Here is a 25,146-nt window from a genome sequence, read left to right as displayed (position 1 = left end):
CGCGCCTGTCCGGCCGGGGGTCCGGGGGTCGCCCCCGGGAGATGCAGTCAGGTAGCAATGCGCATGGCCTCGAACCTACCGGGTCAGACTGACACTCTCGTCCGCCGCGAGGTGCACGTGCTCCGTGCCGCCCGTTCCGGGGCCTCCCGGGCCGAGCTGACGCTCGAAGAGGGCGATGCCCGTCCCGTTGAGCAGGCCGTCGTGGATGTCGTAGGCCACGCGGGGCTTGACCTCGCGGACGTAGTCGAGGACCTCGGAGAACTTGTTCCAGGGCGCGTGCACCGGCAGCAGCAGCGTCTCGACGGGGCGCTCGGGGACGGTGAGGGCGTCCCCGGGGTGGAAGACGCGGCCGTCCACGACGTACCCGACGTTCGTGATGCGCGGGATGTCCGGGTGGATCACGGCGTGCAGCTCGCCGTGGACCTCGATCTGGAAACCCGCCGCCTCGAAGGCGTCCCCGTGGCCGACGGTGTGCACCCGGCCGGGGAAGGCGCCCGCGATCTTGTCGGCGACGCTGCGCAGCGTCCAGATCTCGGCCGCCGGGTTGGCCTCCATGGCGGTGCGCAGCCGGCCCTCGTCGAAGTGGTCGGGGTGCTCGTGGGTGACGAGCACGACGTCGGCGCCGAGGGCCGCGTCGGCCTCGCTGAAGCCGCCGGGGTCGATGACCAGCGTGCGCCCGTTCCTGGTCAGGCGCACACAGGCGTGGCCCTTCTTGGTCAGTTCGAGAGCGTCCATGCCGGTCATTGTGCTACTCCTCCGGGGTCGTTTCCTCCCGGATCACGCGCTGCGCGACGGCGAACGCGGAGTTCGCCACCGGTACCCCGCAGTAGACCCCGGTGTGCAACAGCACCTCCTTGATCTCGTCGGGGGTGAGCCCGTTGCGCAGCGCGGCCCGGGTGTGCAGGGCCAGCTCGTCGAAGTGGCCGCGGGAGGCCAGCGCGGTCAGGGTGATCACCGAGCGGGTGCGGCGGTCGATGCCCGGGCGGGTCCAGGCCTCGCCCCAGGCGTAGCGCGTGACGAAGTGCTGGAAGTCGGACGTGAAGTCGTCGGTCTCCTCGGTCACCCGGTCCACGTGCGCGTCGCCCAGGACCTCGCGGCGGACCTTCATGCCCACGTCGTAGGAGTCGGTGCGCAGCGAGGCGCGCTCGGCCGACTCCAGCTCGGCGACGGCGGCGGGCTGCGGCGGCGAGGGGGCGATGACGGGCGCGGGGGCCGGGGGCCCGGCGGAGGACTCCTGCCAGGTGGTCGTGAAGTGCCGGATCAGCAGGTCCGTGACGGCGCCGGGCTGCTCGACGGGCGTGAGGTGCGAGGCGCCCGGCACGAGCGCGAGGCGCGCGTCGGGGATCCCGGCGACCAGCGCGCGGGCCTCGGCGGGCGGGGTGAGCTGGTCCTCGGACCCGGCGACCACGAGGGTCGGGACGCCGATCCCGCCGAGCGAGTGCGTGGCGTCGAACGCCGCGAACGCCTCGCACGCCGCGATGTAGCAGCCGGGGTCGGTCGTACGGACCATCTGCACGGCCCACTCGACGATCGCGGGCTGCGCGGTGGCGAAGCCGTCGGTGAACCAGCGCTCGGGGGTGGAGCGCGCGATGGGGTCGAGCCCGTTCGTCCGGATGACGACGCCGCGCTGCCGCCAGGAGTCCGGCGTGGAGAAGCGGGGCGAGGAGGAGACGAGGGCGAGCGAGGTGACGCGCTGCGGGGCCGCGAGGGCGAGCTGGACGCCTATGGCGCCGCCGAGCGAGCAGCCCGCGTACCCGAAGCGCTCGATGCCGAGGGTGTCGAGAGTGTGCAGCAGCCGCTCGGCGAGGCCGGACGTGGAGTCGGCCGAGTGCGCGGGGGAACCTCCGTGTCCCGGCAGGTCGAATCTGAGGACCCGCCAGTGACGGGTGAGTTCCGGTATCTGCCGGTCCCACATGTGCCAGGTCGTGCCGAGCGCCGGGCCCAGGACGAGCACGGGCGCTTCATCGGGTCCGTCGGTCCGGTGCTGCAGCATCTTGGCAGGGGTCGCATCGCTCACCCGGTCACGCTATCGAGAACCGCGAGCCCGCTGCCGCGCGGGGGCGGGCCGGACCCTTCGCCCCAGCTCAGAACCGGGTGGTGGACACGACGTACACCCGCGGCCTGCTCTTGTACGTGGTGTCCACGGTGATCGCCAGGTCGGGCTCGCTCTTCTCCTGCTTGTAGACGGTGCCCGAGTAGCGGTGACCCGGCTCGTCGAGGCGCCAGCCGACCTCGCGGGCCTTGGCCTCGCTGATCGTCACGCGGCCCTTTTTGAGCTTCGGCGCGGGACCGTCGCTGTCGATCTCCTGGAGGAACTCCTTGAGCCGCTTGGGGCTCGTGCGGAACTGCACCCACATGGTGCTCTTCTCCCACGAGTTCGCCTCGTAGAAGGCGACGCGGGTGGCCTGCGGCGGGACCGGGACGCTGTAGATGCGCTGGCTGACCTTGGGCGGGCGCTCGTAGGTGAGGCTCGTCGCGGCGGCGGCGCGCTCCTTGTCCTTGCCGCTGTCCCGGCTGACGAACGCCGCCTGGACGAGGAAGCCGCCCGGGATCGCGATCAGCAGCACGACGATGACCAGCACCAGCATCCGGTGGCGCGGCCGGTGCGGCGGGCGCTCGTGGGGGTCCTCGCCCGAGGCCTTGCCGGGGGTGCGGGGCGGGGAGGCCGCTGCGGTCACTGGCCCACCGCCCTGCGCAGGTTGTCGGCCGCGCGTTCGTACCGCTCGTACCGCTCCAGGCGGCGGCGGTTGGCGCGGCGGAAGCGGCGGGCCACCAGCCGGGCGAGGTCGGCGGCCCCGACCATCCCGGCCTCCGGGCCGAGCTGCGCCTTGACGATACGGGCCTCCGGCCGGTACCCGCGGCCGGTGAGGTGGCGACGGAACGCGTCGCGCGCGGGCCCGATGAGCAGGTCGTCCGCCGCGCTCACCCCGCCGCCGATCACGAAGCAGGACGGGTCGAGGGCCGCCGCGAGATTGGCGATGCCGACGCCGAGCCAGGTCCCGATCTCCTGGAGCAGCTCGGTGCACATCGCGTCGCCCTCGCGGGCCAACTCGGTGATGAGCGGGCCCGTGATGTCGCCGATCTGGCCGCCGACGCGCTCGGTGATCCCGTACGCGACCGGGGACTCGGCGGCGGCCAGCTCGCGCGCCTCTCTGACCAGCGCGTTCCCCGAGCTGTACTGCTCCCAGCACCCTCTGTTGCCGCAGGGGCAGCGGTGGCCGCCGGGCACGACCTGCATATGGCCGAACTCCCCTGCCACCCCGTACTTGCCGCGCTTCACGCGGCCGTCCTCCAGGATCGCGCCGCCGATCCCCGTGCCGAGGGTGATCATCACGAGGTGGTCCTCGCCGCGTCCGGCGCCGAAGCGCCACTCGCCCCAGGCCGCCGTGTTCGCGTCGTTGTCGACCATCACGGGGACGGCCAGGCGCGCGGTCAGCGCGTCCTTGAGCGGCTCGTCGCGCCAGGCCAGGTGCGGGGCGAACAGCACGCGGGAGCGGTCGGCGTCGATCCAGCCGGCGGCGCCGATGCCGACGGCGTGCACGTCGTGCCGGTCGGACAGGTCGAGCACCAGCTCGGCGATGGTGTCCTCGACGACCTTCGGGCTCTTGGACTTCTCCGGCGTCTCGGCGCGCACCTTCTCCAGGATCACGCCGTCCGCGTCCACGACGCCCGCCATGACCTTGGTGCCGCCGATGTCGATCCCGACGGTGGGGACCCGCGGCGCCGACAGGTGGGAGCGGCGCTCGCGTGTGCTGACGGTGCGGAGGACGCTGGCGCTGGGCGCCGTCCGGCGCCTGGAGAGCCTGTCGGCTCGTTGCAGGCCGTCCATGCTCATCTGGTCGTCCCTCTGGGGTGTGATGGTCGGGCGCCCCCGATTCTGCCAGGGATCAACGGTACGTCGCCGCCCCGGCCGAAGAGACCCCGCCGCCCCCTTGCGGGGTTGCCCGGAGCCGGGGCTGAGTCCGGGGAGCCCCGTCCTGCGCAGCGCAGAGTGCGAGTGCGTCGTGGCTTGTCGCGCAGTTCCCCGCGCCCCTGACGGGGCACGTCTCGAAGGGGCCGATCAGGGGCGCGGGGAACTGCGCGAGCGGGCACAGCGCAGCCGGGGACTGCGATGCACGGCAAGGGGCAGCCCCTGCTCAGCACCGGCACAGGCCCGAGGGCTACGGTTACCGCTCCAGCTCGTGCGACAGCTCTTCCAGTTCCGAGCCGCCTGCCATCTGGCGGACGAGTTCCTCCAGCTCCAGCCCCGACTTCTCGTACGAGCCCGCCATCGCACCCCGCTTGAGCAGCACGAAACGGTCGCCCACCAGATACGCGTGGTGCGGATTGTGCGTGATCAGCACCACGCCGAGCCCGGCGTCCCGCGCGGCGGCCACGTACTTCAGGACGACCCCCGACTGCTTGACGCCCAGCGCGGCGGTCGGCTCGTCCAGCACCAGCACCTTCGCGCCGAAGTGGATCGCCCGCGCGATGGCGACGGACTGCCGCTCGCCGCCCGAGAGCGTGCCGATCGGCTGGTCGACGTCGCGCAGGTCGATGCCCATGCGGAGCAGCTCCGCGTGCGTCGTACGCCGCATCGTCTCGACGTCCATGCGCCGCAGCGGCCCCCACCCGACCGTGGGCTCGGAGCCGAGGAAGAAGTTCCGCCATACGGGCATCAGAGGGACGACCGCCAGGTCCTGGTAGACCGTGGCGATGCCCAGGCCCAGCGCCTCGCGGGGCGAGGAGAGGCGAGTGTCCTCGCCCTGGATGCGCAGGGCGCCGCCGTCGTGCTGGTGCAGCCCTGAGATGATCTTGATGAGGGTGGACTTTCCGGCGCCGTTGTCGCCGAGGACGCAGGTGATCTCGCCCGCGTGCACCTGGAGGGAGACCTCGTCGAGGGCGCGGATGTTCCCGTAGAACTTGCTGACGGCGTCCAGCTCGACAAGGGGGCCGGGGGCCGCGTCCGTGACGTCGCTCGTCGGTTCGCTCGTCGGTTCGCTCGTCGGTTCGCTCATCGGCTCACTCATCGGTTCGCCTCCGCCCGCTTCCGGATCCACGCGTTGAGCAGGGTCGCGAGCAGCAGCATCGCCCCCAGGAAGAACTTGAACCAGTCGGGGTTCCACTGCGCGTAGACGATGCCCTTGTTCGCCATGCCGAAGATGAACGCGCCGATGGCGGCGCCGACCGCCGAGCCGTAGCCGCCGGTCAGCAGGCAGCCGCCGATGACGGCGGCGGCGATGTAGATCAGCTCGTTGCCGACGCCCTCGCCGGACTGGACGACGTCGTAGTTGAAGAGCAGGTGCTGGCCCGAGATCCAGGCGGCGAAGGCCACGCCCATGTAGAGCCCGATCTTGGTGCGGGCCACGGGGACGCCGACCGCGCGGGCCGCGTCCACGCCGCCGCCGACCGCGAAGATCCAGTTCCCGGCGCGCGTACGGAGCAGGATCCAGGTCGCGACCGCGATCAGGGCGAGCCACCACAGGACGGTGATCTGGACGTCCACGTCGCCGAGCGTGAGCTGCGAGGCGAAGACGTCCTTCGCGGAGGGGAAGCCCTCCATGTCGCTGATGCTCTTGGTGGAGACGGTGCCGCTGATCACCTTGGTGAGGCCCAGGTTGAGGCCCGTCAGCATCAGGAAGGTGGCCAGCGTGATGATGAAGCTGGGCAGCTTGGTGCGGGTCAGCATGAAGCCGTTGAAGAAGCCGATGCCGAGGGTGACCAGCAGGGACACCCCGACGCCGACCCAGACGTTGGCCGTCATCTGGTAGCTGAACATCGAGGAGACCAGCGCCGAGGACGTCACCATCACGCCCGTCGACAGGTCGAACTCGCCGCCGATCATCAGCAGCGCCACCGGCACCGCCATGATCCCGATCGTCGACGAGAAGTAGAGCACCGTGGAGAGGCTGGAGGCCCGCAGGAAGCTGTCGGCGACCAGCGAGAAGAAGACGAAGAGGGCCAGGGCGCCGACGACGGCGCCCAGCTCGGGGCGGCGCATCGCGCGCGCCGCGAACGAACGGTGCACGAGCCGGTCGTCGGCTCCCGATGGTGCGGCGACTGTCATCGCGTCCCCCGCTTCGTCAGCTCTTCCAGCTTGCCCGCGTCCTTCTTGGTGAGGATCTGCGGACCCGTGAGCACCGGCTTGCCGCCGCCGAGCATGTCGCGGTTGTAGCGGTAGAGCCAGAGCAGGTCGACGGACTCGTAGCCCTGCATGTACGGCTGCTGGTCGACGGCGAAGCCGATGGTGCCGTCCTTGAGGCCCGTGGCGACCTTGGCGTTCAGGTCGAAGGTGTCGATCTCGGCCTTGCTGCCCGCGTCCTTCTTCGCCTCGGCGGCGGTGGCCGCGAAGGGGGCGCCGAGCGTGACGACCGTGTCCACCTTCTTGTCGGACTGGAGCTTGGCCTCGACGGACGACTGGACGCCCGGCATGTTCGTGCCCTCGACGTAGAGGTCCTCGACCTTGCCGTCGAACGTCTTCTTGATGCCCTCGCAGCGCTGCTCGTGGCCGACGTTGCCCTGCTCGTGGAGGAGGCAGAGGGCCTTCTTCCTGCCCCGGTCGTTCAGCTCGCGGCCGACGGCCTCGCCCGCGAGGACCTCGTCCTGGCCGATGTGGGTGAGGGCGCCGAACTCCTTGGACTCGGCCTGGCCCGAGTTGATCGTGATCACCGGGATGCCCGCCTTGACGGCCTTCTTCACGACCTTCTTCATCGCGGAGGGCTTGGCGAGGGTGACGATCAGGCCGTCGACCTTCTTGTCGATCGCGGCCTGCACGAGCTGGGCCTGGCGGCCGGCCTCCTTGTCGTGCGAGTAGAGGAACTCGATGTTGTCCTTGGCGGCGGCCTGCTTGGCGCCGCTCTGGACGATGTCCCAGTAGGTGTCGCCGTCGCCCGAGTGGGTGACCATGGCGACCTTCCAGCGCGGGGTCGTCACGTTCGCCTTGCCGGAGGCGCCCTGCTCGCGGGCCTCCTCGGCCCGCTTCCCGCCCGTGGAGCTGCACCCGGCGAGCCCCACCACGACAGCGATGACGACCGCCATCACGGCCCCCCTCGTCCGCACGGACGTACGAGACCTCTGCACGCTGGCCACGGTGTTCTGCCCTCTCGGTACGGGTACTCCTGCGACAAATGTCCTGGTTGATTCCGCTTGGTCCAGCTTGATCGCCCAAGACACCGCACAAGTATCCGTCACCTTGGCGAGAAAGCACTCAGCGGGTTCCGCGCTCGGTGTACTTCTCCAGCCTCGGCACGTCCGCGCGCGTGACGATCTCGGGCCCGGTGAGGACGGGCTTGCCGCCGCCCAGGCCGTTGGCGTTGTACTCGTGCAGCCAGAGCAGGTCCACCGCCTCGTACCCCTGCATGTACGGCTGCTGGTCGACCGCGAAGCCGATGCGCTTGGCCTTCAGCTCCTTGACGACCTGCGCGTTCAGGTCGAACGTGACGACCTCGGCGTCGCTCCCCGCCTTCTCCTTGGCCTTCGCGGAGGTCGCCGCGAAGGGGGCGCCGAGCGTGACGATCGTGTCGATGTCCTTGCCGGACTGGAGCTTGGCCTCGACGGACGACTGGACGCCGGGCATGTTCGTGCCGTCGACGTTGAGGGTCGTCAGCTCGCCCTCGAACGTCTTCTTCGCCCCCGCGCAGCGCTCCTCCAGCGAGACGTTGCCCTGCTCGTGGATGACGCACAGGGCCTTCTTCTTCCCGCGCTCGTTCAGCTCCTCCCCCACGGCCTCGCCCGCGACGGCCTCGTCCTGGCCGATGTGCGCGAGCGCGCCCAGGTCCGGCGAGAACTGGGCGCCGGAGTTGATCGTGACGACCGGGATACCCTTCTTGACCGCCTTCTTCACGACGGCGCGGAGCGCCTCCGGCTTGGCGAGCGTGACGATCAGCCCGTCGACGTCCTTGTCGATCGCGGACTGCACGAGCTGCGCCTGCTGGCCGCCCTCCTTGTGGTTGGAGTAGTCGAACTCGACGTTGTCCTTACGCGCCGCCTGCTTGGCGCCGCTCTGCACGATGTCCCAGAACGTGTCGCCCTCGCCGGAGTGCGTCACCATCGCGATCGTCAGGCGCGGCGTATCGACCCCGCCGCCCTTGCCGCCCTTGTTCTCGTCCTCGTCGGCCTTCTTGCCCCCGGAGTCGCTGCACCCCGCCAGCAGGGCGGTGGTGACGAGGAGGGCTGCCCCCATCGATGCCGTACGCCTGTGCGCCATGGCCGAGTTGTAGCGGCGGGGGTGGGGGCCGTCAATGCGCCGGGCACCGGCGGCGGTTGACTTGAAGAGCGGTTCAGGTTCCAGAATCGCGCGCATGCGGATAGAGATCTACGGCGATGTGCTCTGACCCTGGTGCTACATCGGCAAGCGGCGCCTCGCGAAGGCCCTCGACGGCCTGCGGGGCGTACCCCGCCACGAACTGGTCTGGCGGGCTGTTTCGACTTGCGGCTCCGCCGCGCGGGCACGACCGGTCACAACACCACGGGGCTTGCCCCACTAGGGGCGCGGGGAACTGCGCGACAAGCCACGGCGCAGCCGCAGCCTGCGAAGCACAGCCCGGGGCACCCCGAACCCAGCCCTCATATCCGGCCCGCCCGGCGAAGAGGGCTGCGCTTGCCAGCCCTGCTCCCCCAAGCTCTTCGAGCAGGGGGCACCCCCAGTGGCAGACCTCCCAAGCGCAAGGGAGTGGTGAGGGAGCAGGGGCCTGGCTCGGCGGGGCCCGGGAGGGCTAGGGGCGGACCAGGAGTTGGAAGTCGAAGGAGTAGCGGGATGCCCGGTAGAGGTGGGAGCCGTACTCGACGGGGCGGCCCGTATCGTCGAACGTGGTGCGCTGCATAGTGAGCAGCGGAGCCCCCTCCGGTTCACCCAACAACTCACCCTCCCCCGCGGACGCGGCCTTGGCCCCCACCGACTGACGGGCACTGTGCAGGGTGACCCCGGCGCCCCGCATCAGCCGGTACAGGCCCGTGGACTCCAGTTCCTCGCGCTCCGCGGGCAACAGCTCCAGCGGAAGATGGTTGCGCAGATACGCCATCGGCTCGCCGTGCGTCAGCCGCAGGCGCTCGACGACACGCACCTCCGTGCCCTCGCCGACGGCGAGCGCCGCGGCGACCTCGGCGGTGGCCTCCTCCGTCGCGTACCGCAGCACGCGCGTCGCGGGGCGCTGGCCCGCCGCCTCCAGGTCGTCGTAGAGGCTCGACAGCTCCAGGGGGCGCTTGACCTGGCTGTGCACCACCTGCGTGCCGATTCCGCGCCGGCGCACCAGCAGGCCCTTGTCCACCAGGGACTGGATGGCCTGTCTGACCGTGGGCCGCGAGAGGCCGAGCCGGCTCGCCAGCTCGATCTCGTTGCCCAGCAGGCTGCCCGGAGCGAGTTTGCCGCGCTCGATGGCGCTCTCCAGTTGCTGGGAGAGCTGGAAGTACAGCGGGACCGGGCTGCTGCGGTCCACACTGAGCTGGAGGTCCACCGGATCATTCTTGGCCACGGAGGGAGCGTAGTGCCCTACGGGTGACCACGGGAACCGTACGTTCGATTGTCAGGACGAAAAGACAACCCGTTGACAGCGCTGGTCGGGCGGTCCAGCGTAGGTCCATGCGCATCGGACTCATCGGAACCGGCCGGATCGGCACCCTTCATGCCCGGACCCTCAGCGCGCACCCCGAGGTCACCGAGGTCGTCGTCACGGACGCGGACGGGATGCGGGCCGTCGAGGTGGCCGCGGCCCTCGACGCGACGCCCGTGCCGACGGTGTCCGAGCTGTTCTCCCTGGACATCCACGCGGTGGTGATCGCCTCCGCGACCTCCTCGCACGCAGAGCTGATCCGCACCGCCGCCGAGCGCGGCCTGCCGGTCTTCTGCGAGAAGCCCGTCGCGCTCGACCTGCCGGGCACCAAGGACGCGCTGCGCGCGGTGGACGAGGCCGGGACGCTGCTCCAGATCGGCTTCATGCGCCGGTTCGACGCGGGGTACGCGGCGGCGCGCGAGGCCGTGCGGGACGGGCGGCTCGGCCGCCTGCACACGATCCGCGCCCTCACCTCCGACCCTGCCCCGCCCCCGGCCGCCTACCTCCCGCTCTCCGGCGGCCTCTACCGCGACTGCCTCGTCCACGACTTCGACGCGGTGCGCTGGGTGACGGGCCGCGAGGTCCTCTCCGTCTACGCGGCGGGGTCCGACGCGGGCCCCGCGATGTTCCGCGAGGCGGGCGACGTGGACACCGCCGCGGCCCTCCTCACCCTGGACGACGGCACGCTCTGCACGGCCACGGCGACGCGCGTGAACGGCGCGGGGTACGACGTGCGGATGGAACTCGCGGGCGAGGCCGACCAGTTCGCCGTCGGCCTCGACGCCCGTACGCCGCTCACGTCCCTGGAGCCGACCGCCCCCGCGGCACCGGACAAGCCCTGGCCCGGCTTCATCGACCGTTTCGGCCCGGCGTACGAGGCCGAACTGGCCGCGTTCGTCCGCGCGGTCCGCGGCGAGATCCCCAACCCCTGCGACGGCCAGGAGGCGCTGGAGGCCCTGCGCGTCGCGGAGGCCTGCGAGCGCTCCCGCGCGACGGGCCTGCCCGTCGCGGTGTCGGACGTGCGCTGAGGAACCGACGCCCGTACGGGACCGGCGGCACGCCGCACCTGGACCGTCCCGGTCCTCGCCGCCAAGCTCGCCGACGCACGGCGCCGCCCCGACGAACTCCGGGCCGGCGACCTCGCCGTCCGGGCCGCCTTCGAACTCGGCCACGGGCAGCCCGACCCCGAACAGACCCGGGCCTTCCGGCTCCTCGGGCTCACCACTACCGCCTGCACAATCTCGTACGGCTCAGCGCCAGGAACCGGCTCAGCGGTCCGGGGTCAGGTTCTTCACCATGAACGTGCAGGCGTCGGCGACGCGGTGGGTGACGCCCGCGCCGTCCTCGTAGGACCAGCAGTCGAGGTACGGCGTCGTGTCGTAGTAGCCGAGGCGGCGGTAGAGGGCACGGGCGCGGGGGTTGTTCCGCTCGACGCCGAGGCCGATGCGGGCGCATCCGCGCGCGGCGGCCAGCCGCTCGGCCTCATGGATCAGTCCGGTGCCGATGCCCAGCGAGCGCAGCGTCTCCGGCCACACACCGAGCCCGTTCACCTCGGGGCAGTCCGCGTGCGCGGCGCGCACCTCCGGTGCCGCGCAGCCCTCCCATCGCACCTCGCAACTGCCGACCGGCACCTCGTTGCGCCACGCGACCAGGAACGTGCCCTCGCCGGCCCGCTGGCGGGCGTATCGCCGCTGGTGAGAGGAGACCGCGCCCGGGGACGGCATGTGCTTGTCGAGCAGCTCGACGTCTTCTTCCCGGCACTGGCTGATCCTCATACGACAACCCTAGAGACTTCGCTCGACCGTTCGACCCCCCATACCGGTCTCGTCTCCTGGACCCTCACGGAGCCCTCACCACCGGAGCCGGGGAGCGTCACTGAGCGGGCTGGCGGGCGTGATGCGGAACCGCGTCCTCCAGACGCTGCAGCAGCTCGGTGACGCGCTTGGTGACCGCCTCGCGGTCACCCTCGGTGAGCGCGGAGCCCATGCCGCAGGCGGCGGCGCCCGCCGCGATCCACTCGGGCGCGTCCGCCACGGAGACGCCGCCGGTCGGCAGCACGGGGGCCTGCGGCAGCGCGGCCCGTACGTCGCGGAGCCAGTGCGGGCCGTAGGCGGAGGCCGGGAAGAGCTTGAGGGCGTCGGCGCCCAGTTCCAGGGCGCGCACCATCTCGGTGGGGCTGGCGACGCCGGGGAAGACCGGTACTCCGTAGCGGTGGCCGGTGCGTATGACCTCGGCGTCCAGGCTCGGCGAGACGAGGAAGCGGGCGCCCGCGTCGACCGCGAGCCGTGCCGAGGCACCGTCCAGCACCGTGCCCGCGCCGATGACCGAGTCGTCGCCGGTCTCCCGGCGGAGCGTGCTGATCGCCTCCAGCGCGAAGGGCGTCGTCAGCGAGATCTCCAGACTGGTGATTCCGGCCCCGAGCAGGGTGTCGGCGGCAGCGGTGGCCTTCTCGTAGCTCTCCCCGCGCACGATGGCGAAGACGCGCTGCTCCAGCGCTGCCCTGGTGATCTCCCAGCGGTACACGGCAAGTTCGCCGCCTCTCTTGTTCATTTCGGTCGGTCGAGCGTGGTGCGTGGTGCCTGGTGCCTGTGCGTGTAGCGCGTGTGCGTGTGGCGCGTGTGCGTGCGTACGCGCCCGATGATGCCGGTCGCGGCGTGAACGCGGCGTGACGTCAGCGGTGCACGGAATCGGTGCCCCGGGTGAAGCCCGTGAGCGCCCGGTCGCGGGCCGCCGCCGTCGGCAGCCCGTCGGTGTCGGCGGGCGCCTGCACGACGAGCGCCGCCACGCACGCGGCCTCCGCGAGCGCGGACGGCTCGTCCAGCCCGCGCAGCCACGCCGAGAGCCAGCCGGCGGCGAACGCGTCGCCCGCGCCGACCGGGTCCACGACCGGCACCTCGAACGGGGGCCGCTCCCACTGGCCCGCGTCCGTGTACGCCGCCGCCGTGTGGTCCCGGCGCTTCACCACGACCGTACGGGCACGGCCCATCGTCAGCAGCGCCTTCGCGCCCTCTCCCGCGCCCCCGCCGAGCAGCAGCTCCAGCTCGTCCTCCCCCGCGAGGACGAGATCCGCTTCGCGCAGCAGCGGCCCGACGACCCGTATCCAGTCGTGGTCGGTGCCGAGCTTGCGGCGGACGTTGGGGTCGAACGAGACGGCGGCCCCCGCCTGTCTGGCACGCTCGATCAGCGTCCGGGTCGCCTGCGCCGCCTGCTCGGAGAGCATCGGCGTGATGCCGGTGACGTGCACGACCCGGACCCCGGCGAGCGCCTCCGGGGTGATCTGGGCGGGGCTGAGGAGCGAGGCGGCGGAGCCGCCCCGGTAGTACTGGACGTCGATCGCGCGGTGCGGATGGCTGTCCCGCAGCAGCAGCCCGGTGGGCGCCTGGGGGTCCATCTCGGCGCACGAGACGTCGATCCCGTCGGCCCGCAGCTCGCGCAGCACCGCCTCGCCCGCGGGGTCGTCGCCGACCCTGCCGATCCAGCGCGCCCAGTGCCCGAGGCGGGCGAGGCCCGCGGCGACATTGGACTCGGCGCCCGCCACGGAACGCCGGAAGTGCGTGGCGCGTTCCAGTGGCATGCCCGGTTCGGCGAGCATGAGGAGCATCGCCTCACCGCACGTAACCGCCTCTGGGCCGTTTCTCACCGGTAACTCCCCATATCTACCGCCGATGCATCACTCTCTGTGGGGAACGTTACCCGCTCAGGACGCCAAAGCCACCCCCGGGGGCGGCTCCCCTTCCCCGAAACGGAACGGATCCGGAACGCGGGCGAAAGGGAGACGGTACCGGTCCCCCACCCCTCCCCGGGGCCAACTCGGGTGGAGACTCCCGGTGTTCGGGCAACCGGAGCGCCGGATTCCCGCTCACGGTGTCACCACACGTCGTCGGCCGGGTCGGCCCGTGACTCCTGCCGGACCAGATGGTCCAGGTGCCGGCCCACGTACGCACAGGCGGCGATGTAGTCGTGCGCGGCGGACGGGGAGACGCTCCCGCCGTGGGCGACGGCCTCCTCGCGCAGGCCGTGCAGCTCGTTCAGGACGGAGGCCACGGGAAACGGGAGGTGCGTGCGCAGGCTCGCGATCAGCTCGGGCGGGCCGAGGCCGTCGGCGGGGAGGCGGAGCAGCCGGGCCGCGTCCCGGGCGAGCCGCTCCACCGCGTGCCACGCGGCGGCGACGGCGGGGGCGGGCACGCCCTCCGCGAGGCGCGAGGCCTCGGCCAGCTTCGTCTCCCAGGACCAGCCGGTGTTCGTCCTCGCGGGCACTCCCCCGGCGTGCCGCTGCCCCGCGTCGAGGGCGATCCGCCGGTTCACCGGCCGGTCCACGTCCGGTTCCAGGGCCGCGAGCGGAGTCTCGTCCGGGGTCCTGTCCGGGGTCCTGTCCGGGGCCTCGCCCGGAGTCGCGTCGGGGGTCCCGCCCGGGCCCGACTCCGAGGGCCGGGCCGGCCGGGACAGCCTGTCCCGTTCTTCCACGACGACGGCCCTGTAGTCCGTCTCCCGCAGCATCCCTGCCAGGGAAGTCTGCCGCGGCAGGGCGGGGACGTCCGCGGGACGGGGCTCGTCGTCCCGTTCCCGCGCGAGCAACCGCTCCGTCTCGTCGCGCAGCGAACGCGCGCTCGCCTCGAACTCCAGGGCTCCGGCGGGCGTCTCGATGCGGGTCATCCGGCCGAAGGCCTCACGCAGGTGCGCGCGCAGGCACCAGGCGAGGATGCCGACCGTCACGGGCCACGCGAGCGCCTCGACGTACTTGAGTACGAGTTCCGCTACCTCCACCCGCCCATCCTGCCCAGGATTCCCACCGCGCGCGGGCGGAACAGCGCGGACGGCCGCCGCTCCTGTGGGGGTGGGAGCGGCGGCCGCGCGGAGGAAGGGCTCAGCAGGAGTAGTCGACGAGGTCGAACGACTCGTAGTGGTCGGCGGTGTAGTAGTCCTCCTGCTCCTTGTCGCCGGTGACGATGCGCCGGGCGCCGCGGTCGTCCTCGCCCGGGGTCTTGACCGTGTACTCGTGGTAGTAGCCCTCGTCCTGCTGCGGCAGGATGCCCTCGCGGTTCTGGAAGACGGTCCCGTCCTGCGGATACGGGTAGGGGCCGCCCTTCTCGATCAGTTCGAGGGTGTCGTGGGCCTCGGCGGGCAGCTTCGACTGGCAGATGTCACCGACGTCGGCGACCCTCGCGGACTGCACCGTCTGCACGGCCGCCACCGGCGTGGGGGCGGGCGCCGCACTGGCGTTGACGAGGGCGGGCCCACCGACCAACAGGCTGGCGGTGAGAGCCCCGAGGGCGCTGACGCGGGCGATACGTGGGGGGAATCTCATGCGTCCCATGGTGACGCGCGTAGATGACATGTCAACGCCAACCACAGCAAATTCTCGGGGTGTTCACGTACTGGCGGGGCGAGAGCCGACGATCGGCGGGCGGGGGCGACGCCTCCCCCGCCCGCCGACTCCGGCCGCTACGCGCCCAGTTCGGTGTAGCGCGTGGCCAGGCGGCGTGCGCCCTCCTCCGTCAGCGCGCCGTGCAGCCGCAGCCGCGCGATGCCGCCGTCGGGGTAGATGTCCATCCGTACGTGCGTGACGGCGGGCGCGTTCTCCAGCAGGAAGCGGTGCACGGCGTCCGGCTCCAGCTTCGTACGGGGCAGGAGTTCGGTCCACTCGCCGGACTCGCCGTCGCGCCCGGAGAGGGCGACCCAGCCGGCGGCGTTGCCCAGGTAGTAGCCGGTGTCGATCTCCACGGCGCGGATGGTGCCCTGCCCGGCGAGGGCGTAGCGCACCCAGTCGTGGCCGTCGTCGCGGCGGCGCCGGGTCTCCCAGCCGTCGTACATCTTCTGGGAGCGGCCCGGCAGGATCGTGTGCACCGGCGGCGAGAAGAAACGGTCCGAGGCGTCCTCGGCGACGCCGCCGTTCTCCAGCGCGACGAGGTCGAAGGTGCCCAGCGCGGTGAGCCACGCCGGGTCCGGGACGGCCTCGCCGTGCACGCGCAGCCGGGCGATACCGCCGTCGGGGTGCTGGCTGACGCGGAGGTGGGTGAAGCGGCGCTCCTCGGTGACGGCGAAGGCGTTCGCCGCGTGGCCGCCGACCGGCGTCCTGGGTACGAGGGTCGTCCACTTGACGTCGTCGGCGAGCAGGTCCTCGGGGGAGGGCGTGCCGGGCACGGAGGCGGCCTCGACGGAGACGGACTGCGGGTAGTTGCCGCGGAAGTGCGCGGTGTCGACGACGAGTCCGCGGATGACGCCGGGCGTCCCGAGCCGGACGAGCGCCCAGTCGTGGTCGTCACCGGCCGGGTGCGGGACACCGGCGGAGGCGCCGCGCCTGCGGCGGGTCTCCCAGCCGTCCATGATCTTGCCCTTGTGCCCGAAGGCGCTCGGGTCGAAGACGGGGCGCTCGGGCCGCAGCATGTTCTCGCGCTCGGCGAAGAACTCGTCGTTGGCGGCGATGACGGCGGCGCCCATCCTGCGGTCGGCGAGGTCGGGGAGATGGGCGAAGGGCAGCTCGCCCTCCGGAGCGCGGTAGTCGGCGTACGGGTCGCCGCCGCCGTACGGGTTCGCGTCTCCTTCGAAGCGGGGTATGCCAGGGCCAGAGGTCGCCGCTGCCATTCAGTCAGCCTTCCTTTCGATCAGTCGTCCACTGCGCTGTACGGGCTTCCCGTGGTCCGCGATCCGCTCGCCGCGCAGCCAGGCCGAGCGGACGACGCCGTGGAGCGTCTTCCCCGCGTAGGCGGTGACCTGGTTGCGGTGGTGGAGCCGGGCGGGGTCCACGGTGAAGGTCTCTTCGGGGGCGAGGACCGCGAAGTCCGCGTCGTTCCCCGGGGCGATGGCGCCCTTGCCGGTCACACCGGCGAGGCGCGCGGGCGCCTCCGACATCCAGCGGGCCACGTCGGCGAGCCCGTGGCCGCGCCGCCGGGCCTCGGTCCACACGGCGGGCAGGCCGAGCTGGAGGGAGGAGATACCGCCCCAGGCGGTGCCGAAGTCGGGGGTCTTGAGGTCCGCGGTGCACGGCGAGTGGTCGGAGACGACGCAGTCCAGCGTCCCGTCGGCCAGGGCGGCCCACAGCGCGTCCTGGTTCTCCTTCTCGCGGATGGGCGGGCAGCACTTGAACTCGGTGGCGCCGTCCGGCACCTCCTCGGCGGTGAGCGTGAGGAAGTGCGGGCAGGTCTCGGCGGTCACGCGGACGCCCTCGCGGCGGGCCTCGGCGAGCAGCGGGAGCACGCCGTCGGAGGAGACGTGCAGGACGTGGACGCGGGTGCCGTGCTCGGCTGCGAGGGTCACGAGGCGCTCGACGGCCACGTTCTCCGCGTCGCGCGGGCGGGAGGCGAGGAAGTCGGCGTAGGCGGGGCCGCCCTTCTGCGGGGCCGCGGCGAGGTGGCCGGGGTCCTCGGCGTGCACGATGAGCAGCCCGTCGAAGGAGGCGATCTCGGCCATCGCGTCCTTGAGCCCGGCCGGGTCCAGCTCGGGGAACTCCTCGACGCCGGAGGGCGAGAGGAAGCACTTGAAGCCGAAGACCCCGGCCTCGTGCAGGGGCCGCAGCTCGCGGACGTTCCCGGGGATCGCGCCGCCCCAGAAGCCGACGTCGATGTGGGCCTTGCCGCGGGCGACGTCGCGCTTGACGGCGAGGTGGTCCGCCGTGGTGGTCGGCGGGAGGGAGTTGAGCGGCATGTCGAGGAGGGTGGTGATGCCGCCCGCCGCCGCGGCGCGGGTGGCGGTCCAGAAGCCCTCCCACTCCGAGCGCCCGGGGTCGTTCACATGCACGTGGGTGTCGACCAGGCCGGGGAGCAGCGCGTCCTCGCCGAGGTCGGCCAGCTCGGCGCCGGGCGGGACCGGCGCGTCGTGGGGCAGTACGGCCGCGATCGTGCCGTCCGCGGCGACGGCCACGGAGGCCGGGCGTACGCCGTCGGGGAGCACGGCGCGGCGGGATCGCAGGACGAGCGGGACACCGGCGACCGCGTCGGGAGCGCTGCCGTTCAAGCGGACCTCCTTCAACAGAACGTTGAAGGCATAGTCACCTCAGGGACCTGGGCAGTCAAGGGTCCACGGCCTGGAGAAGTCCACAAAATGGAACTAAGATTTCGGAATACAGAAGAGAAGCCCGGTCGGCCGACCGCCTCCGACCGGATACGATGCGCCCCCAGGAGAACGAGAGGAACGCGACGTGCCGCCGTCCCCCGAGCAGAAGACCCCGGTGCAGAACACCAGCCCCCCGGCCCCCTCGGGCGGGGTCCAGTCCCTGGAGAGGGCCTTCGACCTCCTGGAGCGCATGGCGGACGCCGGGGGCGAGGTCGGCCTGAGCGAGCTGTCCGGCGCCAGCGGTCTCCCCCTGCCCACCATCCACCGCCTCATGCGCACGCTGGTCTCCTGCGGATACGTCCGCCAGCAGCCCAACCGGCGGTACGCGCTGGGCCCCCGCCTCATCCGCCTCGGCGAGAGCGCGTCCCGGCTGCTCGGCACCTGGGCCCGCCCGTATCTCGCACGCCTGGTCGAGGAGACCGGCGAGACGGCGAACATGGCGCTGCTCGACGGCGACGAGGTCGTCTACGTCGCGCAGGTCCCCTCGCGGCACTCGATGCGGATGTTCACCGAGGTCGGCCGCCGCGTCCTGCCGCACTCCACCGGCGTCGGCAAGGCGCTGCTCGCGCACACCCCCGACGAGCAGGTCCGCGCGCTCCTCGCCCGTACGGGCATGCCCGCGGCGACGGAGAAGACGATCACGACCCCCGAGGGCTTCCTGGACGCGCTCGCCCAGGTCCGCGCGCAGGGCTACGCGACGGACGACAACGAGCAGGAGGTCGGCGTCCGCTGCATCGCCGTCTCCGTCCCCGACTCCCCCACGTCCGCCGCGATCTCGATCTCCGGCCCGGCGGGCCGCGTCACGGACACGGCGACGGACAAGTTCGTCCCCCTCCTCCAGGAAATCGCCGCGGACCTCTCCACGGCGCTGGCGAACAACGGGGCCACGGCCCAGTAGGGACGGGGCCCAGCGGGCCCGGTAAGGGCGGGGCTCAGCGGGGAGGGCCCAGCGGAGGGGGCTCAGCGCGGGGCGACTCCGAAGAGGTCGATGGCGCCGCGGACCTCGCCGAGGGCGAGGGCCAGGGCGCTGACCGAGCCGAGGGCCGCGGTCAGGAGGAGGAGCGCGCGGCGCAGCGTCTCCACGTCGAGGGCACCGGAGCGCGCGGCGGCGTCCAGCGCTTCCAGCTCGCGCTCCGCCTCGCGGCGGTCACGCAGATCGGCCGGGTGCGCGTCCAGCTCGGCGCGCAGCCGGGTGACCGCGCGGCGGAGCGCCTCCACGCGCGGATCGCCTCTGTCGGCACGGGACGCCGCCATCGCCGCCGCCCCATTTCCCATTGTTTCGCTCTGCACGTTCTCCCCCACACGGGCCCACACACCGCACTCCCCACAAGTGCCCAGTTCCCCTGAGGAGTTGGTCAGGCTCACAAAGGGGTTCGCACAGTAAACGACAGACTCCGTACAGCGCGCCACACGCATGGCGGAATTCGGGAGTGTTTTCCCTCTCAGCCGCACAGGGCCGCACGCCGCCCCCATTCTGCGCCACGTGCGGTAAGCAGGCTGTATGACCCATTTCCCCACTTCCAGGCCCCGCGTCGCCGGACTGCTGCTCGCCGCAGGGGGCGGACGGCGGCTCGGCGGGCGCCCCAAGGCGCTTCTCTCCCACCGGGGGCGCCCGCTGGTCGAGCACGCCGCGCGCGCCCTGCGCGAGGGCGGCTGCGCGCCGGTCCACGTGGTGCTGGGCGCGGCGGCGACCGCCGTGCACGCGCGGGCCGGCCTCCCCGACGCCGTACTCCACGACAACCCCGACTGGGCGGAGGGCATGGGCAGTTCGCTCCGCGTGGGCCTGGCGGCGCTCGCCGCGGACGGCGAGGCGGACGCCGTGCTCGTCTCACTTGTGGACCAGCCCGGCATCGGCCCCGCCGCCGTCGCGCGCGTACGGGCGGCCTGCGCGTCCCGCGAGACGCTCGCGGCGGCGGCGTACGGCGGGCGGCGCGGCCACCCCGTCCTCTTCGGCGCCGCCCACTGGGCCGGAATCGCCGCCTCCGCCGAGGGCGACCGGGGCGCCCGCGCGTATCTGCGGGCCCACGCGGCCGACGTCACGCTCGTCGAGTGCGGCGACATCGCGGACCCGGCCGACATCGACACCCCGGACGATCTGGCGCTGCTGGAGGAGTAGGGGCACGCCTTCGTGGCACCCCTCATGGCACGCCCCGTCACCCGGCGTGCCGCGGCGTGGCACCGCGGGCCACCGGAGGGGCGGATTCCGGGGTGAGAGATATCTCGACGTCAACAAAGTATTGAAGTTCCACCATGAGGAAACTAATCTCCACTGATCAGAAGCGCATTCTCGGTGCGCGGGCGGTCACCGCCCCGGGCCGAGCGCTGCGCGCTGTCGGCGGCACCCCGTGCCGCGCGTGCCTGCACCGCCCGCAGAAGGAGTGACCCACCATGTCCGCACCAGCGCACTCGCCGGTGGCCGTCGTCGGCGTCGAGCCCGGGGCCCGCCCCGACCGGCAGGACGAGGTACTGACCGACGCCGCGCTCGACTTCCTGGCCGCCCTCCACCGCCGGTTCACTCCCCGTCGCGACGAGCTGCTCGCCCGGCGGGCCGAGCGCCGCGCGGAGATCGCGCGCACCAGCACGCTCGACTTCCTCCCCGGGACCGCCGCCGTGCGCGAGGGCGACTGGAAGGTGGCCGACTGCCCGCCCGCGCTCCAGGACCGCCGCGTGGAGATCACCGGCCCGACCGACCGCAAGATGACGATCAACGCGCTCAACTCCGGCGCGAAGGTCTGGCTCGCCGACTTCGAGGACGCCTCGGCCCCCACCTGGGAGAACGTCATCGGCGGCCAGCTCAATCTCACCGACGCCTACGAGCGCCGCATCGACTTCACCGACCCGAACTCCGGCAAGTCCTACGCCCTCGGGCCCGCCGACGAGCTGGCCACCGTCGTCGCCCGCCCGCGCGGCTGGCACCTGGACGAGCGCCACCTGGAGTGCGACGGAGCGCCGGTCCCGGGCGGGCTGGTCGACTTCGGGCTCTACTTCTTCCACAACGCCCAGCGCCTGCTCGACCAGGGCAAGGGCCCGTACTTCTACCTGCCGAAGACCGAGTCGCACCTCGAAGCGCGGCTGTGGAACGACGTGTTCGTCTTCGCGCAGGAGTACTGCGGCATCCCGCACGGCACCATCCGCGCCACGGTCCTCATCGAGACGATCACCGCCGCGTACGAGATGGAGGAGATCCTCTACGAGCTGCGCGACCACGCCTCCGGGCTGAACGCGGGCCGCTGGGACTACCTCTTCTCCATCGTGAAGAACTTCCGCGACGGCGGCTCCCGCTTCGTCCTCCCGGACCGCAACGCGGTGACGATGACGGCCCCGTTCATGCGCGCGTACACCGAACTCCTCGTCCGTACGTGCCACAAGCGCGGCGCGCACGCGATCGGCGGCATGGCGGCGTTCATCCCCAACCGCCGCGACCCGGAGGCCAACGCGGCGGCGCTGGAGAAGGTCAAGAACGACAAGGACCGCGAGGCCGCCGACGGCTTCGACGGCTCCTGGGTCGCGCACCCGGACCTCGTGCCGGTCGCGCGCGCCTCGTTCGACGCCGTCCTCGGCGACCGCCCGCACCAGAAGGAGCGGCTGCGCGAGGACGTGGACGTCAAGGCCGCCGACCTGATCGCGGTGGACTCGCTGGAGGCCAGGCCGACGTACGAGGGCCTGCGCAACGCCGTCCAGGTCAGCATCCGCTACACCGAGGCGTGGCTGCGCGGCCTCGGCGCCGTCGCGATCTTCAACCTCATGGAGGACGCGGCGACCGCCGAGATCTCCCGCTCCCAGATCTGGCAGTGGATCAACGCGGGCGTCGTCCTCGACAACGGCGAGACCGTCACCCGCGACCTCGTCCGCCGCGTCGCCGCCGACGAACTGGCCGCGATCCGCGCCGAGACGGGCGAGGAGGCCTTCACCACCGGCCGTTGGCAGGAGGCCCACGACCTGCTGCTGCGCGTCGCCCTGGACGAGGAGTACGTCGACTTCCTGACGCTCCCCGCCTACGAGCTGCTGCGCGGCTGATCCGCCACGCGCCCGCGCCCCTTCTCCCCCGCCGGGTGGGAGAAGGGGCGCTGTCACATCTATTGACGCAGATTCAAACCGCCCAGTAACTTCCGAGCACCCCACCACTTCGTGCTGCTCAGGGAGCATCAATGGCGATCCGCACCCGTGCACGTCAGCTCGCGGCGGTCTCGGCCGTGGCCGCGACCGCGACGCTCGGCCTCACCGCCCCGGCCCACGCCGAGCCCGCGGAGCCCGCGGCCGAGCCCCTCCCCTATGTCGCCCTCGGCGACAGCTACAGCGCCGGGTCCGGCATCCTGCCGCTCGACCCCGACGCCTCGCCCCTCTGCGCGCGTACGACGCTCAACTACCCGCATCTCGTCGCGAAGCGGACCGGCGCCCAGCTCAAGGACGTCACCTGCGGCGGGGCGCAGACCAAGCACTTCACCGAGTCCCAGTACCCGGGCGTGGCCCCGCAGTTGGACGCCGTGGACAAGGACACGAAGCTCGTCACCCTCACCATCGGCGGCAACGACAACAACACGTTCATCGGCGCGATCCTCGCCTGCGGCTCCGCCGGCATCGTCACCGGCGGCAACGGCAACCCCTGCGAGAAGCTCTACGGCAGCAAGTTCACCGACCAGATCGACGCCAACACCTACCCGGCCCTGAAGTCCTCGCTCGCCGCGATCAAGGCGAAGGCGCCGAACGCCCGTGTCGGCATCCTCGGCTACCCCTGGATCGTGCCCGAGAAGGCCCAGTCCGGCTGCTTCGCGAAGATGCCGATCGCCGACGGCGACGTGCCCTACCTCCGCAAGCTCCAGGCCCACCTCAACGGCGCGATCGAGAAGGCCGCGAAGGAGACCGGCGCGACGTACGTCGACATGGCCGCCGCCTCCGACGGCCACGACGCGTGCAAGCCCTCTGGCACCCGCTGGATCGAGCCCGTCCTGTTCGGCACGAACTTCGTCCCGGTGCACCCCAACGCCCTCGGCGAGTCCAAGATGGCCGAGGCGGCGATCGATTCGCTGGTCGGCTGAACGTGACGGAGGGACGTCCAGGGGCGTCCGGGAACAGCGGGTTCCCGGACGCCCCTTCGCCGTCCCTCACTTCACGTGAACGGCCACCTCGCGCAACGACCAGTGGTGGTCGGTCGATCTGGGCGGCGTCCGGAACGTCGAGGACTCGCTGCTGCTCGCGGAGGCGGTACCGCCCCTGGCCAGGTTCTCCGGCCGGTCCCACGACGCGGTCGCGTTCCATGTGTCCAGGTAGGACTGCGCGCCGCTCAGCAGCTCGTCGACGAGCTTGTCGCCGCCGAGCTTGCGCACGTCCTCGATCCAGTCCGGGACCATCCCGACGTGCGCGCCGCCGTCGGTGTTGACGTCCCACACGCGCTCGCCGGAGCGCTGGCGGTCCACCAGCGGACCGCCCTTGTAGGACCGGAACGGGTAGGTGACCTTGTCCGGCGCGTCCGCCCCGCGGGGCGCCGGGTGGGAGCCCAGGCCGTTGAAGTCCGTGCCGTAGCCCAGCCCGACGCCGTACTTCTTCCGCAGGTCCGCGGTGGCCCCGGCCTCCTCGACGAACGCCTTCGAGTCCAGGTCGTAGGAGCCGACGAAGCCGCCCATCCGGTAGAGCCGCTCGGTCCAGTTGCGGTCCATCCAGCTATGGCTGGAGATCACGCCGGGGTACTTCACCGACTCCATGATGTCCATCGCCTGGCCCGCGGCCTTGACGCTCATGTGGTCGACCTCGGCCATCATGCCCCGGTCCATCATGCCGTTGAGGGCGTACTTCCCGAGTCCCGTGAGGCCGCGGGTGTTGCAGCGCGCCTCGTCGTCGTACGACGGCACCTTGGCGCCCGGCGACAGCTTCGCCTCCCACTCGGGCACCTTCGCCGAGCCGATCGGGTTGTCGTGCTCGCGGCCCCTGCACTTCTCGGTCTTCCAGAACGTGCCGGTGGAGAGGAACTGGCCGACGTTGATGATCGTGCCCTGGGTCCCCGAGTCGAAGCGCACGCCGCACAGCGCGTTGTCGAACTTGTGGCACAGGAACATGCTGCTCACGCCGAGCTTCTGGAGTTCGTCGAGACCGGCGTCGATGTCCTTCTTGCCGCACTGCGCGACGTCGAGGATCTGCTTGCAGCCGAAGGGCTCTGAGGTCTCCACCCCCAGGACCACGGCCAGCTTCCCGGCCTTGATCACCTCTCTCGCCTGCTCGGGCGAGCGCACGATCCGGAACCAGCCCTTGCCCTCGCCGCCGTACATCTTGTCGATGTACGCCTGCATGTCGTTGACCTTCTCGGCCTGGAGCCGGATGGAGTCCATCTCGTCGCAGCCCCGGTCGCGTACGTAGATCGAGCAGATGACGCCGTTGGACGTCAGGTCGGTGGTCAGCACGCGCTGGCCGCCCCGCCAGGCGCGCTCCAGCCAGGCGTAGTAGTTCTGCTGGTGCGACATGGTGGTGTGGCTGGGCCAGTCCTTGAACGTCGGCCAGCCGTCCGGGTCGTGGTGGCCGTCGGGGTCGACGGTCAGGTTCTCCAGCAGGGCTCCGGCCCCGTCCGGATAGTGCTCGGGGCAGTCCTTGAGCGCGTCGGCGACTCCCTTCTCGGAGAACGGCTTGCCGCAGACCAGCTTGCCGCCGAAGGCCTCGTTGGTCATCAGGTGGTTGTGGGTGTCGACGAAGCCGCGCACGTCGCCGTTGGCGTCGGTTCCGGTGAACGGCTCGCCGCTCACGTTGATCTGCGAGTCGGGTGCGGGCCGGTCGACCGGCTCCCACCAGGGGCGCTCGGCGGCCCCTGCCCCGCCGGCGCCGAAGCCGGAGACGAGCAAGGTGGCGACCATGATCATGACAAGGGCGGCAATGCCGCCCGGACGCGCTCTCTTCATGGGCTCTCCCGAGGCGTGGGGTCGGGCGCACCCTAGAGTTGGTCAACTGACCCGGTCAAGAGTCCCAGTTGAGTGTTCGCCGCCCTCAGCCGTGCCGCGCCAGCTCGGCCACGTGCCGGGCGACCAGATCGAGGGCCGCGCCCGCCGCGTCCGCGTTCCCCTCGTTGAGGTAGAGCAGCGTGACGCCGTCGATCGCCGCCGTGATGTAGCGCGCCAGCACGGGGACAGGGGTGGACCACTCCAGCGGCTTCCCCTCGTCGTCCGTGAGGGCCTCTATGAGACGGGTGTTGGCCGCGAGGTAGGTCTGGTACTGCCGCTCCGCGACGACGGCGAGGCCCGGCTGCCGCGCGGCGTACTGCGTCAGTTCGTACGTGAGGCGGTGCTCGTCCGGCACCTCCACCACATGCCGCCAGTACGCGCGCATCGCGCGCCGCAGCCGCTCCTCCAGCCCGCCGTCCCCCCGCACCTCCGGCAGCGCCCGCTCCAGGGTGTGGCTGGTGATGGCCTCGATGACCTCGCCGAGCAGCTCCTCCTTGGAGCGGAAGCAGTAGTGGAAGGAGCCCAGCGACATGTCGGCCTCGGCGACGATCGCGCGCGTGGTGGCGGCCGAGACCCCCTCCCGGACCATCACCTCTATCGCGGCCTCGACCAGCCGCTCGCGTCGTTCGCTCGCCGCCATCCGGTTCATG

The 25,146-nt window shown here is 71.9% G+C and carries 24 protein-coding genes; 5 read left to right on the top strand and 19 right to left on the bottom strand.

Going from position 1 to position 25,146, the window contains the following annotated elements:
* Positions 1-75: 75 nt before the first annotated feature.
* The 9 genes from ABD343_RS31705 to ABD343_RS31665 all read right to left on the bottom strand — a co-directional run bounded on the left by ABD343_RS31705 (position 76) and on the right by ABD343_RS31665 (position 9,431).
* Positions 76-735, bottom strand: a complete 660-nt coding sequence (locus ABD343_RS31705; protein ID WP_344533162.1) for an MBL fold metallo-hydrolase — start codon at positions 733-735, stop codon at positions 76-78.
* 13 nt (positions 736-748) lie between these two features.
* Positions 749-1,993, bottom strand: coding sequence for a bifunctional 3-oxoadipate enol-lactonase/4-carboxymuconolactone decarboxylase PcaDC (gene pcaDC / locus ABD343_RS31700; protein ID WP_344533850.1), 1,245 nt, complete (start codon positions 1,991-1,993; stop codon positions 749-751).
* Positions 1,994-2,084: 91 nt separating this feature from the next.
* On the bottom strand, positions 2,085-2,678 hold the full coding sequence (locus tag ABD343_RS31695) for a hypothetical protein (RefSeq protein ID WP_344533161.1): 594 nt from the start codon (positions 2,676-2,678) through the stop codon (positions 2,085-2,087).
* Entirely contained in the window at positions 2,675-3,829 is a 1,155-nt protein-coding gene (locus ABD343_RS31690; protein ID WP_344533849.1) for an ROK family glucokinase, read from the bottom strand. Before ABD343_RS31690 ends, ABD343_RS31695 begins: the two co-directional genes overlap by 4 nt.
* Positions 3,830-4,166: 337 nt before the next feature.
* The gene (locus ABD343_RS31685; protein ID WP_344533160.1) at positions 4,167-4,997 is read right to left on the bottom strand and encodes an ATP-binding cassette domain-containing protein; all 831 of its coding nucleotides are present in this window, start codon (positions 4,995-4,997) and stop codon (positions 4,167-4,169) included.
* An 8-nt stretch (positions 4,998-5,005) separates the two neighbouring features.
* Positions 5,006-6,046 carry an ABC transporter permease gene (locus ABD343_RS31680; protein WP_425578325.1) on the bottom strand — a complete coding sequence of 347 codons (1,041 nt, stop codon included), beginning with the start codon at positions 6,044-6,046 and terminating at the stop codon, positions 5,006-5,008.
* Positions 6,043-7,017 carry a substrate-binding domain-containing protein gene (locus ABD343_RS31675; RefSeq protein ID WP_344533159.1) on the bottom strand — a complete coding sequence of 325 codons (975 nt, stop codon included), beginning with the start codon at positions 7,015-7,017 and terminating at the stop codon, positions 6,043-6,045. Before ABD343_RS31675 ends, ABD343_RS31680 begins: the two co-directional genes overlap by 4 nt.
* A 169-nt stretch (positions 7,018-7,186) precedes the next feature.
* Positions 7,187-8,185: a sugar ABC transporter substrate-binding protein gene (locus ABD343_RS31670; protein ID WP_344533157.1), complete on the bottom strand. Its 999-nt coding sequence runs from the start codon at positions 8,183-8,185 to the stop codon at positions 7,187-7,189.
* 508 nt (positions 8,186-8,693) lie between these two features.
* Positions 8,694-9,431 (bottom strand): GntR family transcriptional regulator, encoded by a 738-nt coding sequence (locus ABD343_RS31665; RefSeq protein ID WP_344533845.1) that lies wholly within the window; start codon positions 9,429-9,431, stop codon positions 8,694-8,696.
* A gap of 125 nt (positions 9,432-9,556) precedes the next feature.
* On the opposite strand from ABD343_RS31665, the gene ABD343_RS31660 reads away from it, so the two are divergent.
* Positions 9,557-10,555 carry a Gfo/Idh/MocA family protein gene (locus ABD343_RS31660; RefSeq protein WP_344533156.1) on the top strand — a complete coding sequence of 333 codons (999 nt, stop codon included), beginning with the start codon at positions 9,557-9,559 and terminating at the stop codon, positions 10,553-10,555.
* A 240-nt stretch (positions 10,556-10,795) separates the two neighbouring features.
* Here the strand turns inward: ABD343_RS31660 and ABD343_RS31655 are convergent, their stop codons facing one another.
* The 7 genes from ABD343_RS31655 to allB form a co-directional block, all read right to left on the bottom strand.
* Positions 10,796-11,302: a GNAT family N-acetyltransferase gene (locus tag ABD343_RS31655; RefSeq protein WP_344533154.1), complete on the bottom strand. Its 507-nt coding sequence runs from the start codon at positions 11,300-11,302 to the stop codon at positions 10,796-10,798.
* Between the two features lie 97 nt (positions 11,303-11,399).
* On the bottom strand, positions 11,400-12,050 hold the full coding sequence (locus ABD343_RS31650) for a bifunctional 4-hydroxy-2-oxoglutarate aldolase/2-dehydro-3-deoxy-phosphogluconate aldolase (RefSeq protein ID WP_344533843.1): 651 nt from the start codon (positions 12,048-12,050) through the stop codon (positions 11,400-11,402).
* Between the two features lie 148 nt (positions 12,051-12,198).
* Complete coding sequence (locus ABD343_RS31645; protein ID WP_344533152.1) at positions 12,199-13,128, bottom strand: sugar kinase; 930 nt, start codon at positions 13,126-13,128, stop codon at positions 12,199-12,201.
* A 266-nt stretch (positions 13,129-13,394) separates the two neighbouring features.
* A complete protein-coding gene (locus ABD343_RS31640) occupies positions 13,395-14,291 on the bottom strand; it encodes a hypothetical protein (RefSeq protein WP_344533150.1) in 897 nt (298 codons plus the stop codon).
* Between the two features lie 100 nt (positions 14,292-14,391).
* Positions 14,392-14,832: a guanyl-specific ribonuclease gene (locus ABD343_RS31635; RefSeq protein WP_344533148.1), complete on the bottom strand. Its 441-nt coding sequence runs from the start codon at positions 14,830-14,832 to the stop codon at positions 14,392-14,394.
* A 137-nt stretch (positions 14,833-14,969) separates the two neighbouring features.
* Positions 14,970-16,109, bottom strand: a complete 1,140-nt coding sequence (gene alc / locus ABD343_RS31630) for an allantoicase (RefSeq protein WP_344533146.1) — start codon at positions 16,107-16,109, stop codon at positions 14,970-14,972.
* Positions 16,110-17,477: an allantoinase AllB gene (gene allB, locus ABD343_RS31625; protein WP_344533145.1), complete on the bottom strand. Its 1,368-nt coding sequence runs from the start codon at positions 17,475-17,477 to the stop codon at positions 16,110-16,112.
* Positions 17,478-17,691: 214 nt separating this feature from the next.
* Between allB and ABD343_RS31620 the strand changes: the two genes are divergently transcribed.
* Positions 17,692-18,474, top strand: coding sequence for an IclR family transcriptional regulator (locus ABD343_RS31620; protein WP_344533841.1), 783 nt, complete (start codon positions 17,692-17,694; stop codon positions 18,472-18,474).
* 62 nt (positions 18,475-18,536) lie between these two features.
* On the opposite strand, the gene ABD343_RS31615 is transcribed toward ABD343_RS31620, so the two are convergent.
* On the bottom strand, positions 18,537-18,830 hold the full coding sequence (locus ABD343_RS31615) for a DUF5955 family protein (protein ID WP_344533144.1): 294 nt from the start codon (positions 18,828-18,830) through the stop codon (positions 18,537-18,539).
* A gap of 247 nt (positions 18,831-19,077) precedes the next feature.
* Here ABD343_RS31615 and ABD343_RS31610 point away from each other — a divergent pair, with 247 nt between their 5' ends.
* From ABD343_RS31610 to ABD343_RS31600, 3 genes are all read left to right on the top strand, one after another.
* Entirely contained in the window at positions 19,078-19,692 is a 615-nt protein-coding gene (locus ABD343_RS31610; protein WP_344533143.1) for a nucleotidyltransferase family protein, read from the top strand.
* 272 nt (positions 19,693-19,964) lie between these two features.
* Positions 19,965-21,593 (top strand): malate synthase A, encoded by a 1,629-nt coding sequence (gene aceB / locus ABD343_RS31605; protein WP_344533142.1) that lies wholly within the window; start codon positions 19,965-19,967, stop codon positions 21,591-21,593.
* 131 nt (positions 21,594-21,724) lie between these two features.
* Positions 21,725-22,612, top strand: a complete 888-nt coding sequence (locus ABD343_RS31600; RefSeq protein ID WP_344533141.1) for an SGNH/GDSL hydrolase family protein — start codon at positions 21,725-21,727, stop codon at positions 22,610-22,612.
* Positions 22,613-22,678: 66 nt separating this feature from the next.
* Here ABD343_RS31600 and ABD343_RS31595 read toward each other — a convergent pair whose 3' ends face one another.
* Both ABD343_RS31595 and ABD343_RS31590 read right to left on the bottom strand, forming a co-directional pair.
* Entirely contained in the window at positions 22,679-24,457 is a 1,779-nt protein-coding gene (locus ABD343_RS31595) for a discoidin domain-containing protein (protein WP_425578324.1), read from the bottom strand.
* Positions 24,458-24,542: 85 nt separating this feature from the next.
* On the bottom strand, positions 24,543-25,145 hold the full coding sequence (locus ABD343_RS31590; RefSeq protein WP_344533140.1) for a TetR/AcrR family transcriptional regulator: 603 nt from the start codon (positions 25,143-25,145) through the stop codon (positions 24,543-24,545).
* Between the last annotated feature and the right edge of the window lies 1 nt (position 25,146).

Source organism: Streptomyces albiaxialis (assembly GCF_039530985.1).
Classification (GTDB): Bacteria; Actinomycetota; Actinomycetes; order Streptomycetales; family Streptomycetaceae; genus Streptomyces; species Streptomyces albiaxialis.
Note: the sequence above shows the minus strand (reverse complement) of the source record. Positions and strands in the feature narration are given on the sequence as shown.